A 16,089-nucleotide genomic window follows, 5' to 3' on the forward strand; every position below is an offset into this window, starting at 1 on the left:
AAGTTGTTAGAGAGAAAAGTTGTCAGAGGGAGAAATATGGAAGAAGAGAGCAACTGGTATGTGCAAGCCTGTAAAATCACAGCAAGGCAATGGATATGGGTTGTCCCTGACCCTTCAGCCTTCCGAAGGCGCTGTGAAAAGAGTGTAAGCCGGGAGTACAGGGATGCCCTCAGGTTTACTGGTTATGACCTTGAAGCCTTCGAAACTGTGCTCTTTTCTTATGTGGGAACCTTTGCAACTTTAATCCTGCTGGCAATGGTAGACCTTTTCTTGATTATGTCAAGAAGTTTTGATGTCAGAGTGCTTACTATAATGGGAATTCTTACTTTTATCATTCCCCTGCTTGCACTCTTTTACCTTAGTGAGTATGTGAAGCTCAGGGCAGGGTTTATGAAAATCTCGTCTCTTGGAGACATTCCTGAGATCCTGAGTTATATAGTCATGTCTATGAAACTTGTTCCTAACCTGGAACACGCCGTGCTTTTTGCAGCCAGGAATTCCGAGAGGCCGCTTGCAAAGGACCTTAGAAAATTGGCCTGGGACCTGAACCTCAGGATTTACAGCAGCATGGATGACGCTCTTCTTTCTTTTGCCGACCTGTGGGGAAGGAATAGTGAATACTTCAAGCGTTCCCTTCACCTTATAAAGAGTTCAACTGCCGAACCTGACGAAGCTCAGAGGGTTATAACCCTGAACCGTTCCCTGGACATAAGTCTCGAAGGCACGGAAAGCCTTATGGACGCCTTTGCAGCAAAGCTGAAGACACCAAGTTATATTCTCTACTCGATTTTCATCCTGATCCCGCTTGCCCTTGTAGCTCTCCTGCCTGCGGTTACAGTTGTAGGGATGAAACCTGAAATAATGGACCTAATCTTTCTCTACGACCTGATTTTTCCGGCTCTTGCTGCCCTCTACTCCGAATATATTCTTATGCAGAGGCCGGTTGCTTTTACTCTCAGGCAAATTCCGGATTCCCACCCTGACCTTGTAGATATCAAGCAAAAGAAACGCTTTGCTTTTACGCTTTCAGTCCTGGTATTCTGCCTTATAGCGCCTTTAGGATATCTCCTGCTGAGGTTAGGAAACCCGGGAGGAATAGTAGCAACCGCGCCCCTTGAAGGATATTTTTCACCTACACTCCCGTTAATTCTGGGCGGAACAGTCGGGATTTCGGTTTACCTTTATTTCTCGGCTGTTCCTTATAAGAAAATAAGAGATCGGATAAAAAAGATGGAACAGGAATTTTCAGATTCCCTTTTTGTGCTCGGGAGGAGAATTTCGGAAGGAAAGGCCCCGGAAGAAGCTTTTGCTCACACTGCCAGGACTATGGAAGGCTCAAAAATTGGGGAAGCTTTTCAGGAAATTTCAATGAACCTGCTCAGTATGCGGACAAATCTCAAAGCCGCAATTTTTGATGAAGATTTCGGAGCCTTCAGGCACGTATATTCAGAAAGAATCCGGAACACAATGCTCCTTTTTACGGAAAGTGTCCACAAAAACCATGAAGCTGCAGGCGCCTCGATTATAAAGCTTGCAGACCATCTCAAAGAGCTCGGGACAGTCGAAGAACGAATCCGGCGCTCCCTTTACGACGTCACTTCAACCATGCGCTCTACAGCTGTGATTTTTGCTCCACTTATTGCAGGAATTACCCTTGCCCTGTCTGAGGTTATTACGAAAATCCTTAGCCAGGTAGCCGAAAGAGTAAACCGAATTCCTGCCGATATGTCAGGAATGCCAGTAGAAATCGGGCAGGCTGCTTTTTCCCAGTCAATTCCTCCTGACCATTTCCTGCTTGCAATAGGGGTTTACATTGTCCTGATCAGCTCTATCCTTACTCATTTTGCAGGTTCGGTGGAATATGGAGGAGACAGGACGCAGTTGAAATACGACCTGGCCTGTATGCTCCCAATTTCAATTGCAATATTTGCGGTGTCTACTGCAACTTCAAGGATTATATTCAGGGGATTGGTGTGAGTAAAGGAAAAGCCAGAAAATAATAAAAAGTCTCTTTTTTGAGACACAAAAAACAGTATTTGTATCTTCCAGAATTTGTATCGTTTAAGATTTGTATCTTCCAGGATTTGTATCGTTCAGGATTTGTATCTTTTAAGATTTGTATCTTCCAGGATTGGTATAATTAGGACTGGTATAATCTATTACACTAATTCAAGGTATTGCAAAATAAGCTGTATACCATTATCTACTCCTATTTTACTTGTATCTATTGAAAGATTATATTGCCTTGCATCAGTCCATTCCTTTCCTGTAAGCATATGGTGATAACGAGCCCTTTCGCTATCGCTTTTAGTAATCATTTTACTGGCCTCTTCTTGCGAGACATTGTATAACTTTTCAATACGCTTTTTACGGAAATCAATGTCCGCATGTAAAAATATGCTGGTATGATTAGGGTAGGCATGTAAGATATGAGAGCCACATCTTCCTATAATTACCGCTGAACGTTCATTAACGACGTTTTTCATGATTTCTGCTTCAGTTTTAAAAAGCTCTCGATCTGTTGGAGTAAAAATAGGTGGTGGTATATACACAGAAGAGCTAATATATCCGCCTGATTGTAAAAACGATTCCCAAAAAGACAGTTTTCTTTCATCAAGGGATTCCAATTCATCTTCTAATACTGAAAGTTTTTTAGCAGCCAGTCTAATGATTTCGCGATCCAAATAATAAATATCCAATTTTTTAGCGAGTTCCTGCCCGATGTACGCTCCCCCACTCCCTAGCTGGCGGCTAATTGTAATTACAATTTGTGAATTCTTTTTAATTTTTTATACCTCCTTGATGACTCAGTTCCAAAAATCTCTTTTCGATGCAAATTGGTACTTCCATATTAATTAGTTGATATTTTAAAGGATTTATAATTTAACAATTTTGTTAATGTCCATTTACCCTTAGTAATTAATGAATTCACCTTTACAAAAATTATCTAATAAAGTACCATTCGATCATTGAACACTCTACCAAATTCAATGCAGATATATTTGCTAACTCTCTTGTTCTTGATTTGATACGTACCGCTGACAACGATGTTTCCTTTTCCAGTGATATAATAACATTTACAATTTTGATCAGGACATGAAACATCTTTGAATTTTTTAGTCCTTGTTTTCCCATTGAATAATTATAGTAATTTCAATAGACAATACAAACTAAATTAAATTGCAGCAGCTATTTTTTACAAAGCCAGAAACTCAATCTCGAAGCCAATTCCAAAATATTTTCACCAAAAAAGGAAAGGGGCTTTAATTACCCCCAAAAAAATTAAAAGTTATATTCGACAAATTTGCATTCTTAAAATCAAACCAGTACTGTTCTATAGTGCCGATAATACCTTGATTATTCACAGTATTGGTAGATCCATTTACAATGTTTTGTGCTCCTGAGTCATTCTTCTCGACAGGCTGCGTACTTTCCGAATCTGGCGGTACAGGGTCGGTTGTCTGTTCAGATGTGTTCCCAAAGTAACTTTTCACAATGTTATAACTGGTAACCCCTGTAATTCCACAGTCAAACTTCCTGGTAGATCCCCAGTCTCTATACGACATGGTTTTATTCTTGTTATTAAAGGCTATTACTTCCTTCCTTTGGGGTCCGAACCAGCCATAATATGCCTCATATCCTTTTTTATTATTGGCTGCTGGATAGAAGACATTGATATAAATAGGAGCATGTTTTGTGAAATTAAGTTCTCTGATATCACAGTTCCAACTATATTCTTCTGAAACATATTGACCGATTTCGCAAGCTAGTTGGTAGGAATTATTTTGGTTGCTGAGGTTGTAATCGAACATGGTCTGGGTGACTTGCTCTTTTGTGGGAGTTACATAATTTCCCGTAGCCGAAGCCAATGGAATTGTGAGCATAGCAACAAAAAGAATACTTAGCAGTTTCAGTTTCATAATCAGTTCTCCCTAATTTCATAAAAGTTATGCAGTTGGCTCCTAGCATATCATTTTTTTCAATTTTTAACTATGTTCTTTAATTTGCAATGTTTATAAGATTCTTTAAATATGCTGTCACTGCCACTCTTCTAATTTTCATAGTATTTTCAAACCAGAATATTCCACTTTTGATTCTTTGTAATTCTATTATGAGGAAAGCTCTTAATGAGAACATTATATGTGCTCTTTGTAACTCTTCCTTTCATGCCTGGCATTTTTCCACACCACAAAACTGCTTTATCCCCCTATGATATTCCTAAATTTTCCATGACTTTTTTTGCCAGGTTTTCACGTTTTGATTCATCCATCTCCTGTACATATGTAACCCAGTGTTTCTTGTCTCCTTTTTTTTGGAACCATCCGAAACACTTTTACGAATCCATATGCTTTGAGGTGAACCACACGTCCTTTTGGTGGAATATCTACTGTTTCAAGTGGTACATTTCCTTCGTTTTCAGGGCTCTTATCAAAGGGTTACTTTTTAACCTTGCAAGGAAATGCCATTTTTCTTCTTTATATATTCAGTGCAGCTAAAAACGTTAGAAGCCGCAATGAAAATATTAATGTAGTCAATGCCATTAACATTTAGGTGGGTTTATGTCCATAACTCCGTACGTTTTTAGAGAATCACAAAAATAGAATAAGATTTTTAATAATATCAGGCTTTCGGTATTTCAACGGCATGAGCCCTATAAAGGATACAAAGGTTTCCAGATTTTTGTCCGGAATAAATATCATCTCTCGGTTTCCAATTGAATTTGCCACAGTTGTCGAGTTTGCCGATGTGCAGCAGATACCTTACTCGGCTTTTACGGACGCCGAACTGTTTTCCTTTTGGCTTTAAGCTTTTTTATTTCTTCAATGATTAACTGCTTTTCCAATCTCGTTTTGACAGATAGTCTCACTTTGATCTTATTTTGCTCAATCTCACTTTGCTCAATCTCATTTTGCTCAAACTTATTTTGCTCAAACTTATTTTGCTCAAACTTATTTTGCTCAAACTTATTTTGCTCAATCTCATTTTGCTCAATCTCATTTTGCTCAAACTTATTTTAACCAGATAGAATAAGGGTTTCCTAAATTCTCGGTCAGGTAGTGAAGCATCTCTTCGACAACTTCTCTTCTTACAGGTGTTGTAGCAGAGTTGTCCATGTAAATGGTCTTGTTTTCAATGGTCACACCCGCACCTTCTCAACTGTAAATATTTATAACAAGTGTGACGGTCTAAGTTTTATTGTAAAATCTTACAGAAAAACTTAGAGATACATGCAGGAGAAATCCCTGAATTTTTTTGGAAATTTTGTAAATTGTTATAAGTCAAGCCATTTTTTTGTAAGTTTTACTTCTTCAAGGACAGGCAGAGAATCTTATTATTATTTTTGTTACTGAAAATAATATATATGTACATAGAATATATTCTCTCTTAAGTGTAAAATCTCAAAAAGTGATGGTAATTATGGAAACTCCGTGTCAGAAGATTGTGTGGGATCTGGTCCCTGCAATAAGGGCCAGTCTCGCAATCGAACTTGCAAAAAAAGGACAGTCACAGGCAGCGTCGGCAAAGTTGCTGGGGATTGCCCCGTCGGCAGTTTCCCAGTACATTTCGGGAAAAAGAGGCTACAGGATTGAGTTTCAGGGCGAGACGAAAGAATTGATCGAAAAGCTTGCTCAGGACCTTATCGATAACAAAGTCAGCGACTTTGTAGCAAGAATCTGTGAGATCTGTGTAAGTGCCAGAGGAATTGAAAATAAGTGTAATAGTGGATGTGTCAAGGAAGAGCAAGCCATTTATATAACAGAAGACAAAGCGGGCGATAATGAAAAATCTGAAGCATAAAGCAGGATTTTATCAATATATCTACTGCTTTCAGAGCTCTATTATTGTTTTTAGTCCTTCTACTGTTTTTTCAGTTTCTTAATTTTTTCAGTTTCTTAATTTTTTCAGTTTCTTAATTTTTTCAGTTTCTTAATTTTTTCCAGTTTCTTCACTATTTTTTACATTCGGCTGCCGGATTCTTTTTTGTTCTTAAATACGGTTTTTAAGTATGGGGACTTCTCGATAACTATATTAAACATAAAATTAATTTCACAATTGTGAATTTACTATGAATTGTCTGTATGTTGACGTATCTTGCTGTATATTGCAGCAGGGCTGACCACTCAAAATACCATCTCAGGTTGATTGAAAAATCATCCGATAAAAACTGTAATGAGGCTGAAAAGGTTTGAGTGTAAAAACATACGTTATTGGCAGCTTACAAGATAGCCGAGTTAATATGATCTAATTAATATATTCTTATTAATATAATCTAATCAAATTAAAATACATGAAACCTGAAAAAAGTAAGTTGCAGGAGACGGTAAAAGTATGGGGCGAATATATTCCGACATAACCTGGACAATTGGTAATACTCCTCTTGTCAGGTTAAACCGCATAACAGAAGGTCTACATGCGGATGTTTTAGTTAAAGTTGAATCCTTTAATCCTATGGGAAGTGTGAAGGACAGAATAGGGCTGGCAATGATTGAAAAAGCCGAACTTGAAGGGAAAATCAAAAAAGGTACCACTGTTATTGAAGCAACCAGCGGCAACACCGGTATCGGACTCGCCTGCGTCTGCGCTGCTCGTGGCTATAAGCTCATACTGGTTATGCCTGAGACAATGACAGTAGAAAGAAGAAAACTGCTGAAAGCCCTGGGAGCAGAGCTGGTTCTAACCCCCGGAACGGAAGGAATGACAGGAGCAGTTAATAAAGCCGAACAGATGGCTGCTGACGATCCTTCACTTTACTTCATAGCCCAGCAATTCCAGAATCCTGCAAATCCAGAAATTCACAGACGGACAACAGCTGAAGAAATCTGGAAAGATACTGATGGTAAAGCGGATGTTGTTGTAGCAGGCGTGGGAACAGGTGGAACTATCACAGGCATTGCCAGCGTAATAAAAAAACGGAAACCGTCTTTTAAGGCGATTGCAGTCGAACCTGCCGAATCTCCTGTGCTCAGCGGGGGAAGCCCTGGACCACATAAAATCCAGGGTATCGGTGCAGGTTTCGTTCCTGATGTACTCCGGCTTGATCTTGTTGATGAAGTGATCAAGGTAACCGGAGACAACGCCGCTGCCACGTCCCGGCGTCTGGCAAAGGAAGAGGGCATCCTTGCAGGCATATCTTCAGGCGCTGCTACCTATGCTGCACTGCAGGTCGCAGCCAGGGACGACATGAGCGGGAAGACGATTGTTGTTATCTTGCCGGATACGGGAGAACGTTATTTGAGCACTGACCTCTTTGACTGATTGTCAGCAACTTTTGACCAATTTATCAGCAACAGTTTGACTGATTTCTCGGCAACAGTTTGACTGATTTGTCTGAGGCTGGCCGACCGATTGATTTGACAATTAATACCGGAAGATTTCGAATGGGAATCAGGGAAGATATCAGGACTGTTTTTAAGAAAGACCCTGCAGCAAGGTCTACGCTTGAGGTAATCTGCTGCTATCCGGGCCTGCACGCTGTCTGGATACATCGGGTATCTCATTTTTTCTGGGAGAGACATTTTTATTTTCTGGCCCGTCTGCTCTCTCACATTTCCAGGATGTTAACAGGTATTGAAATCCATCCCGGGGCAAAGCTTGGAAAGAGAGTTTTCATAGACCACGGATCTGGAGTGGTGATCGGAGAAACTGCTGAGGTAGGCGATGACGTTTTGATATATATGGGAGTTGTGTTAGGCGGGACAGCTCTGGAAAAAGTAAAGCGTCATCCTACTATTGAAAGTGATGTAGTTATTGGTTCAGGAGCATCTGTACTTGGCCCAATTACTGTTGGAAGGGGCGCTAAAATAGGCGCCGGCTCGGTTGTGATCCGGTCAGTCCCAGCCGGAGCTACTGTTGTGGGAGTCCCTGCAAGGATTGCAGAAACACATCCTTCGGTTTCTGCAGGTCAACTTGACCATGATAAGCTGCCTGATCCCGGACTTATTGTAATAAGCCAGATACTTGACCGGCTGAGCAGGCTAGAAGACGAGTTCCAGGCACATGAAGAGTTAGCTTCCGGACATGGAAAACCTCTAAAAGGAGCAGTGCTTAAGGATGAACAAATTTATTCCCTGCTAAAAGACGTGGTCGACCCTGGGGTGGGGATGGATATTGTCAAAATGGGCATGGTAAAGGAAGTAATAGTCGACGGACCAAATGTAGACGTAAACCTTGTATTGACAACAAGCGCCTGCCCTATGATCGATTACTTTAAGGAACAGATCCGGCGAAAGGTCCTGACTGCGGAAGGGGTAGAAAAGGTTAATGTCAATATCCTTGATGAGCCCTGGAGCTGGGACCGAACCCAAAAAAAGGTCGTTCATTAAAAGCAAAGGTCCGCTAAGAACTTTTTAACTCACCTCTGTATTTTTTTGTTTTCAAGGCCAGGACTTGGAGGAAAGCTCATCAGGTAATCCAGAGGATAGACCTGGACTCATGCCTGGATTGAAACAAAGTGATTTATGCTCTCTATTCTCGAAAACCAAAAAGGACTCTGTTCCTATATTTTAAAGAATTTTGAAGGGAAACCTATAAATTACATCTTTCTATACATAATAATACAGTTTGCCGGTAATTTTTAAATTTTATGGGATACGGTCATATGTTATCGATAAGTGTTAAAGACTCACCTGGAAAAGGTAGAGGTGTGTTTGCACAGCGGAATTTTAAAAAAGGAGAGGTAATAGAAACCTGTCCTGTCATAGTTTTACCTGCCGAAGAGATAGACTCACTTGAGCTTACCCAGCTCTATAATTATTATTTCGCCTGGGGTTCTGACTCAAAAGATGCAGCTATTGCGCTGGGCTATGGTTCCCTTTATAATCACTCATACAACCCGAATGCAAGGTATTACAAAGACTTCGATAACAGCCTTTTAAAATATGTTTGTATAAGAGATATTCAGGAAGACGAAGAAATAACAATAAACTATAACTGCGACCCTGAAGACAAAAACCCTGTCTGGTTTGATCTTGCAGGCCAGGAAGATCTTGGAATTTTATGAAAAGGATTATTGGATGTAGCCATTTACTGTTCCTGAAAAATAATGTATTTCACTCTTTCAAACTTCTTTCAGCTTTTTTTATTTTGTATGTGACTGGCGCGAAGTTTATATTTTCTTCAGCCACTTTATTATAAAAAGCTAACCTATAAGCTGACCTATAAGCTGACCTGTAAGCTAACTTGTAAGCTGCCTATAAGCTAACCTATAAGCTGACCTATAAGCTGACCTGTAAGCTAACTTGTAAGCTGCCTATAAGCTAACCTATAAGCTGACCTATAAGCTAACTGTGAAATTCGATCTCGGGTCAATTCAAAGCCAAAACTTCTCCTGAAGTTATAAAAAGGAGTCCAAAATGGAAAATACATTTTTTACTGTTTTTCGGGTAAGCCTGTTTGACACCTTCTATGTCACAGGCTCTCTGATTCTTGTCGGGATGATACTCGGCCTTCTTGAGAACCGGGCTAACTTTTACGTCCAGAGCGCTTTTGGCAGGAAAGGAATTCTGGTTACAGCCTGGATAGGCACTCCGATTCATGAACTTGGCCATCTGCTGATGTGCTACGTATTCAGGCACAATATAACTAAACTCAAGTTGTTTTCCCACAAGGAAAAGGACGGAACCCTTGGATACGTCAACCACAGCTGGAACCCTAAAAGCCTCTACCAGAACATAGGAAACTTTTTCATAGGCATGGGCCCGATTTTCAGCGGGACCGCGGCTCTTATCATCGGCATGAAACTGCTGCTGCCGGATTCCTTTGCCAGGGTTACCGACTATCTTACCCTTGAGCCCGCTCAGCCGGACCAGTATATTTTGACAAAAATCTTCGCCCTTACCGCAGGTCTCTTTCAAAGCATATTCTCATTAGAAAACCTGTTTTCTCTCAACTTCTGGATTTATTTTGCCCTGGCAATCGCAATCTCATCACATATGGCCCTGAGCAAAGAAGACCTTAAAGGAGCAGGCAGGGGTTTTGTAACCATACTCTTTTTCATTTTGCTGATAAATTTGGTTGCTCTCGTTTTCAATGCTGATTTTTCCGGCCTTTTTGCGGAGATACTGGCTCTAAACGTATATCTTGTGGCCTTTTCAATGATTTCAATTGTTTTTTCTTTAATCAGGCTGGTTTTAAGTGCTTTTGCGTATTATCTGGTATAAGATTTCCTGATTTGAAAAGTGAAAACTTGTTTAACGTAGCGGTAATTAGTTCTTATTTTGTAGAGTTAAATAGCATATTAAAATAAGAAAAAGAATCAAAGTTACTTAATATTGAAGAATGTCCACGAAAATTGAAAAAGATTCAGTAAATAAGTATCTTTGCTTCAGCTTGCTTAAAGAGATCAGGCTTTTCTGTGTGAACTGGAATAACATTTTCAGGTTTTATTTCATTTATCATTTCTATAATTTCTTGACCAGATGCGTGACCTGAAGCATGTGCCGAATATTTTACTATTTCAAATCGATCCAGCCAATTTTGCTTTCTTTCCTCATCCAGCTCCATTTCCTCACAAAAAGGTTCACACGAGGATTTTATCCAAATAGCATTTTGTGGTTGAATATCTATAAGGTGGTTTATTTCCCATAAGCTCATGGAAACCACATAATTTAGGGGATTCTGCTTTAGTTCTTTACAAGTTATTGAATTTGATCGATAAATGTAATCTCGTTCCCATGATTCATAATCGTTGTTAATTAAACTTTGTTCATAACCTTCTTTATAAATTAATCCCCAACTTTTCCTTGGCACTAAAATTTTTACATCTTCAATGCAAAAGGGGCATAAATTCCCAAGTGCTTCAATTAAGTAAGCAGCTTTTAGGGGTACTACAAAATCTCTGTGATTTTCTCTTGCTGATTCAAAGATGCTTTTCATTCGGTCAATATCTCTGATTGGGTGCTCAACAAAAACAAGCCCACTAGATTCAGAAATTAGTTTTGTTATTTCTCCTCTTACCCCTTCCTCACTGTCTACTTCACTGCTACCTATTCTTGTCCCTTCGCAGATTAATAATTTTGGATTTACAGATTTCGCTTTTTGCACAAATTTTCTGCTCAATTCCTGATTGGAGCCATGAAAGCGGATATCACCTGTATAAACCAAATTTCCTTCATCTGTATAGATTATGAAACCACAAGCTCCAGGGAGTGAATGGTCAACAGGAACCATTTCTACTTCTAAACTGCCGACTTTAACTTTTTTTTCTTGTTCCATTACTTGGAAATCTCTTTCGTGTATATACTCCTTTTTTTTTCTGTCAACTCTAGATAATTCCTTTTTTGAATTTCGATAAAATTTGAAGGACTCACATGCTGTTATATAGTCAGACAGTGTGTTTCTACTAGTTTCTTCCAAGCATTGCAATATTATCTTCGTCTCTGCCGTGCAGAAAATTGGAATATCAAATCTCAAAAAATGTATATATTGAGCATGATCAGCATGGGCATGGGTAAGAAAAACGGCATCTAAATCTTTTTCTTCTACTATTCTTCCCATATGTTCAAGATAATCAGTTCTATAAACTCCCTTTATATCAGGAAGAAGACCCATTTCAAAAAAGTCAGTTAAAGCGGAGCATCTACGAGGTTGTAAAAATTCAGAAAAGTATCTAGAGTTTTGACCAAAACTCATTCCAAAATCTAATAAAATTCTTGTTCCTTTATGTTCTACAAGAATTTTATTTCCACCGATCTCTTTTTTTCCTCCAAGTATGCTTATCTGGACCAAATTCTAAAACCCCTGCTAAGTTAAGTTTTAAAAACCTCCTTCAAAATTGACTTTTAAGTGTATAAATAATTTTTTATTTTTCCCTTTTCTGAAGATTTGATATCTTAATCCCTTTTAAATAAATCTCACCAAGAACACTTCTATTTACGATCAAATTTTTTTCTTTTTTCTCTGTCTCAACAAAATTCGATTCTTTTAATTTCTTAATATGATGACTTAATCTAGAGCGTTCGTTGTTGTATTTTGGATCCTCTTTTTTGAGATCTGGTTTCAATCGTGATATCAATGTATCCAGAGAATCTACACCTTCTTCTAACTTTTGTAGAATATATAACTGCTCTTGTGATATTTCCTTTATAGGAAATGTAGGGATCTCCAGAACTCCTTTTAGTACATAACTTTCATCATTTCCAGATTCTGGTATGTCAGTATATATGCTAACTTTTGATACAAGGGATGCTATATAGGAAGATATTCCTATGTTTCTTAAACCACCTGAAATATTTATCTTTACTTCTCTTCCATTCTCAATTTGGTCTTCTATTATCCCTAATATTTCTATAGTTGCCTGGAAGATATTTTCTCTTGCTACAATCCTTTCTTCAATTTTTATTCCTCTAAATGCCTCTTTAATATCATTCGATTTTTTTTGCACTTTTTCGATCTTTTCATCGCCTTCCACAGTTATAAGAATAATTCTATGAACAGGATATTGTCGGATGCTTGCGATTAGTTTGTCCGACTGAAAACCTATTGGCACTATATGAACAGTCTCTTTTGCTTTATCCATAATTGATAGACTAGATCAATTGAATAAATATTCTTTGATCCTATATTTTACTAATAGATAAACTTTAATTTCATACTTGAAAGAAAAGTTTAAGTATAATGATGCATTAATATTTATTGCACGTTAAAAAATTTAAGGTGACCGTGAATTGGGCTACAAAATAGGTTTTTTAAAATACTTAGTAAAAACTCCACATACATTTATTGGTTTAATGGCAATGTATGTATTTGGCGGCGCTGTTGTAACTCTCTTGAACATAATTTTAAAATTATTTTCTGGGAATTATGTAGAAGCTTTTCTTGAGCACTTTCTTTATAGTGCAGTTTCTCCAACTTCGATTTTAAAGGTACTTTTTCTGGTTACTACAGGAACAATTGTTGCGGGTTTGAAATGTATTGGTCAATATGAGCAACCTAGTTGGTTTTTAATTCAAGACTTGTGTCGGTGAGAACATGAAAACATACAATTTGTTTATAAGCCACTCATGGGCTTACAGTGATGCATACAATGGTTTGGTCACTCTCTTAAACAAAAGACCATATTTTGATTACAAAAACTATTCCGTGCCCAAAGAAAATCCTATTCATACAACTGGGACTGACAGAGAGCTTTATGAAGCAATTCAAAATAAAGTAGTTTTTTGTGATATAGTAATAATTCTTGCTGGTGTCTATTCTTCATACAGCAAATGGATTAACAAAGAGATTGAGATTGCAGAACACTTCGGGAAACCTATAATTGCTGTTGAACCTTGGGGATCTGAGAAAACATCGAAAATTGTAAAAGAGCATGCTGATAGGATTGTAAAATGGAACACTGAATCAATAGTCAGTGCCATAAGGGACTTAGCATAAGGTGAGCACATATGAGAAAGGCATTGGTTATAGGAATCAATAATTATCCAGGTGCTGTATTAAAGGGTTGTGTAAATGATGCTGTATCTGTAGCCAGTATACTGGAAAAAAATGGAGACGGATCTCCAAATTTTGATGTCAGACTAATTACGAATCCTTCAGACACAACGGATATTCCCGGAACAAGGCGGTTAATTGAAGAATTATTTGAAACACATAGTGATGTTGCATTATTTTACTATTCGGGTCATGGTTTGCTAAAATCTACAGGCGGGTATATTGTCACGTCAGATTTCAAAAGATATGATGAAGGGATAGCCATGAACGAAATTCTTGCGCTTGCAAATAATTCTAGAGCCAGAAGTAAAATCATTATATTAGACTGTTGTCACTCGGGGTCCTTTGCGGAATCAAATCTTGGCAACTCAAGTGTTTCTAATCTATGTGAAGAGTTAACAGTAATTACCGCTAGTCGTAATATAGAGTCTGCAATTGAATTAGATGGGCATGGAGTATTTACTTCATTGTTAGTAGATGCGCTTCAAGGGGGGGCTGCAGATATTCGTGGGCATATCACAGCTGGAAGCATATATGCTTACATAGATTCTGCACTTGGCGCTTGGGCACAGAGGCCAATTTTTAAAACAAACGTCTCCAGATTTGTGCCAATAAGGAGTATAAATCCAAAAATACCACTTGAAAAGCTGAGAAAAATTCCTAAATACTTCCCGCAGCCTGAAGATGAATTTAAACTAGATCCTTCTTATGAGCCTACATCCGAGAAAGCTGTTGCATTAAAATGTGCAATATTTAAAGATCTGCAAGATTTTGAATCTGAAGGGCTTGTAAAACCTGTGAATGAGAAGCATATGTATTATGCTGCAATGAATTCAAAATCCTGCAAGTTGACAGCCTTAGGATACCACTATTGGAGATTAGTTAAAGAGAACAAGCTTTAATTTCATTTGTTTGAAATCTTTCACTTCTTAAGTGTTAACAGCAGTTCATTGAAACCTACCTGTGAAAATAAAGGAGATATTAAAATAATGAATCTTGGACTTGACTTATCATTCTTGATACCAATTGATTTTTGGGATTACATGTTGTACGCTGTTTTTTTCGTTTTGATCGCTACAATCCCTGCAATATTGAGTTTAAGATATGATAATAAAAGATCTGTAATTCAGTTTTTACTTTCCGTGTTTGGACCAGCTGGAATTATTTACAGCTTGTTTAAAGCATGGTTCGCCGTCCCTTCTAATGTTTCTTTGCATTACCTTGTATTTACTGGCTTCTCGATTGCGCTCGCTATTCTCGCGGGTATCAATTTTTGGTTAAAATCCAGATACAGTGAAGGGATATCGTCTAATGAGTGCTTCGTTAGCTTATTTGGTTGTGCTATTTTCGTCATCGTGGCATTTATATCTTGGTTGAAAGCATGGTTTGTCATACCATCAGATGGTTTTATGGATTACTTACGGTTCGCTTGTATTTGGGGGATACTTGCTTTAATATGTGCTGGAATTTTACCAGTTTTAAGATTCACGCATAACAATTTCAAAGGAGATTGGCTAATTTTTGGAGGCACAGGTTTCTTTTTTTTAATGGAAATGATTTACAGCTTGCTTAAAACATGGGGTGCTATGCCAAACAGTGTAAAATTAGGAATTATAGCAACAGTAGCTGTAATTATGATCCTACTGACAGGCGGTGCAGCTGACACAGGTACGTCTGGATATCAATCAGAATGATCCGTCAAAGTAAAAGTCCAGAATTTGGCCGAGTTTATCATAGCAAATAAAATTGCTTGCGACCACCCCAATCTAAACAAGCTGTCCGACAATTTAATTTCAGGACAAAAGCATGTAGAAGATAAGGCATATAAGCCTTTAAATCGAAAAAAAAGATTTGGTTATTATCGGAAGTAATGTTGGACAGCTTATGAAGGACGAAGTATTTGTGACCCTCCACGCTCCCATAATAATAACAAAAATAAAACTTCTTTATTTATTAAATAAAACACTCTGTTTAATAAAGGAAAAATACAAGAAATTGTAAGAATACAATTGTTTGTAAAAAATTAATTTCAATATACTTTTTCAAAATCCATGCTGCTTTCCTGTCATCTCTTCAATCTCAATCTTAATTACGCACAATCTGTTAACTTTCCATTCTTCAAACTCAAAAGGCCCTTTTTTCTCGTAATGCTCGGACAGGACAGTAAGCCCCTCTACTTTTTCATCATAGTCTTCAACAAACCGTGCCTGTCCGTTCCCTACAACACTTCTGTAACGGACATTATATTTGCAGATGTCTTCATTGGTGATGATTTCAGCTTCAGCATCGGCTTCGAAAGCGACTCTGGGGTTTCTGTTAAGGATATCGATCTTCTTGCCTTTGCTGGAACAGTGTAGATAAATTTTGTTATCTTTGTATCCAAAAGCCATTGGGATAATGTAAGGTTTGTCTGAGTCCGAGAGGGCTATACGAAGGAATTTTGCCTTTGAGAGAATCTCTTCTATCTGCTGATGATCCTGTATCAGGTCTTTACTTCCCATTTTTTCACCTTAAAGAAATTCATTTGCTATAGAAAACCTGTAAATAAATATTTATTCTTGGGATAAAAGTTACTTCCCGTCTGAGTATATATACTAACACCAGTTATTTTGCATTTAATTTTAGTTTCATTCGGAACTATTATATACCTCACAAGCCTAT

The 16,089-nt window shown here is 38.0% G+C and carries 17 protein-coding genes; 10 read left to right on the forward strand and 7 right to left on the reverse strand.

All coding sequences use genetic code 11. The annotated features are described in order from the left end of the window. Positions 1–36 precede the first annotated feature (36 nt). Positions 37–1,977: a hypothetical protein gene (locus MSKOL_RS05395; RefSeq protein ID WP_048119093.1), complete on the forward strand. Its 1,941-nt coding sequence runs from the start codon at positions 37–39 to the stop codon at positions 1,975–1,977. Between the two features lie 182 nt (positions 1,978–2,159). Here MSKOL_RS05395 and MSKOL_RS05400 read toward each other — a convergent pair whose 3' ends face one another. The 4 genes from MSKOL_RS05400 to MSKOL_RS21305 form a co-directional block, all read right to left on the reverse strand. Next, positions 2,160–2,786, reverse strand: coding sequence for a cytidylate kinase-like family protein (locus MSKOL_RS05400; RefSeq protein WP_048154183.1), 627 nt, complete (start codon positions 2,784–2,786; stop codon positions 2,160–2,162). A 477-nt stretch (positions 2,787–3,263) separates the two neighbouring features. Beyond that, positions 3,264–3,920 (reverse strand): hypothetical protein, encoded by a 657-nt coding sequence (locus MSKOL_RS05405; RefSeq protein WP_048119099.1) that lies wholly within the window; start codon positions 3,918–3,920, stop codon positions 3,264–3,266. Positions 3,921–4,589: 669 nt separating this feature from the next. Continuing rightward, a complete protein-coding gene (locus MSKOL_RS21485) occupies positions 4,590–4,727 on the reverse strand; it encodes a hypothetical protein (RefSeq protein WP_304413720.1) in 138 nt (45 codons plus the stop codon). 282 nt (positions 4,728–5,009) lie between these two features. After that, positions 5,010–5,141 (reverse strand): hypothetical protein, encoded by a 132-nt coding sequence (locus MSKOL_RS21305; protein ID WP_255351967.1) that lies wholly within the window; start codon positions 5,139–5,141, stop codon positions 5,010–5,012. Between the two features lie 277 nt (positions 5,142–5,418). On the opposite strand from MSKOL_RS21305, the gene MSKOL_RS05415 reads away from it, so the two are divergent. From MSKOL_RS05415 to MSKOL_RS05435, 5 genes are all read left to right on the forward strand, one after another. After that, a complete protein-coding gene (locus MSKOL_RS05415; RefSeq protein ID WP_048154192.1) occupies positions 5,419–5,799 on the forward strand; it encodes a transcriptional regulator in 381 nt (126 codons plus the stop codon). Positions 5,800–6,330: 531 nt separating this feature from the next. Further along, positions 6,331–7,257 carry a cysteine synthase A gene (cysK, locus tag MSKOL_RS05420; RefSeq protein WP_048154194.1) on the forward strand — a complete coding sequence of 309 codons (927 nt, stop codon included), beginning with the start codon at positions 6,331–6,333 and terminating at the stop codon, positions 7,255–7,257. A 122-nt stretch (positions 7,258–7,379) separates the two neighbouring features. Next, positions 7,380–8,324 carry a serine O-acetyltransferase gene (gene cysE / locus MSKOL_RS05425; protein ID WP_048154198.1) on the forward strand — a complete coding sequence of 315 codons (945 nt, stop codon included), beginning with the start codon at positions 7,380–7,382 and terminating at the stop codon, positions 8,322–8,324. A gap of 260 nt (positions 8,325–8,584) precedes the next feature. Continuing rightward, positions 8,585–9,001 carry an SET domain-containing protein gene (locus MSKOL_RS05430; protein WP_231592462.1) on the forward strand — a complete coding sequence of 139 codons (417 nt, stop codon included), beginning with the start codon at positions 8,585–8,587 and terminating at the stop codon, positions 8,999–9,001. Between the two features lie 352 nt (positions 9,002–9,353). Beyond that, a complete protein-coding gene (locus MSKOL_RS05435; protein ID WP_048154203.1) occupies positions 9,354–10,160 on the forward strand; it encodes a hypothetical protein in 807 nt (268 codons plus the stop codon). Positions 10,161–10,302: 142 nt separating this feature from the next. Here MSKOL_RS05435 and MSKOL_RS05440 read toward each other — a convergent pair whose 3' ends face one another. Together MSKOL_RS05440 and MSKOL_RS05445 are read right to left on the reverse strand one after the other, a co-directional pair. Then, complete coding sequence (locus tag MSKOL_RS05440; RefSeq protein ID WP_048154206.1) at positions 10,303–11,727, reverse strand: MBL fold metallo-hydrolase; 1,425 nt, start codon at positions 11,725–11,727, stop codon at positions 10,303–10,305. 73 nt (positions 11,728–11,800) lie between these two features. Beyond that, entirely contained in the window at positions 11,801–12,517 is a 717-nt protein-coding gene (locus tag MSKOL_RS05445) for a DUF6293 family protein (protein WP_048154208.1), read from the reverse strand. 148 nt (positions 12,518–12,665) lie between these two features. On the opposite strand from MSKOL_RS05445, the gene MSKOL_RS05450 reads away from it, so the two are divergent. The 4 genes from MSKOL_RS05450 (at position 12,666) to MSKOL_RS05465 (ending at position 15,122) form a co-directional block, all read left to right on the forward strand. Beyond that, positions 12,666–12,965, forward strand: coding sequence for a hypothetical protein (locus MSKOL_RS05450; protein WP_048154211.1), 300 nt, complete (start codon positions 12,666–12,668; stop codon positions 12,963–12,965). Positions 12,966–12,969: 4 nt separating this feature from the next. After that, positions 12,970–13,371 carry a TIR domain-containing protein gene (locus MSKOL_RS05455; protein ID WP_048154215.1) on the forward strand — a complete coding sequence of 134 codons (402 nt, stop codon included), beginning with the start codon at positions 12,970–12,972 and terminating at the stop codon, positions 13,369–13,371. Positions 13,372–13,382: 11 nt separating this feature from the next. Further along, a complete protein-coding gene (locus MSKOL_RS05460; protein WP_048154218.1) occupies positions 13,383–14,330 on the forward strand; it encodes a caspase family protein in 948 nt (315 codons plus the stop codon). A gap of 87 nt (positions 14,331–14,417) precedes the next feature. Continuing rightward, a complete protein-coding gene (locus MSKOL_RS05465; protein WP_048154221.1) occupies positions 14,418–15,122 on the forward strand; it encodes a hypothetical protein in 705 nt (234 codons plus the stop codon). A 348-nt stretch (positions 15,123–15,470) separates the two neighbouring features. Here MSKOL_RS05465 and MSKOL_RS05470 read toward each other — a convergent pair whose 3' ends face one another. Then, positions 15,471–15,929: a pyridoxamine 5'-phosphate oxidase family protein gene (locus MSKOL_RS05470; protein WP_048154224.1), complete on the reverse strand. Its 459-nt coding sequence runs from the start codon at positions 15,927–15,929 to the stop codon at positions 15,471–15,473. Positions 15,930–16,089: the final 160 nt, after the last annotated feature.

The organism is Methanosarcina sp. Kolksee (genome assembly GCF_000969945.1).
In the GTDB taxonomy this organism is placed as follows: Archaea; Halobacteriota; Methanosarcinia; order Methanosarcinales; family Methanosarcinaceae; genus Methanosarcina; species Methanosarcina vacuolata.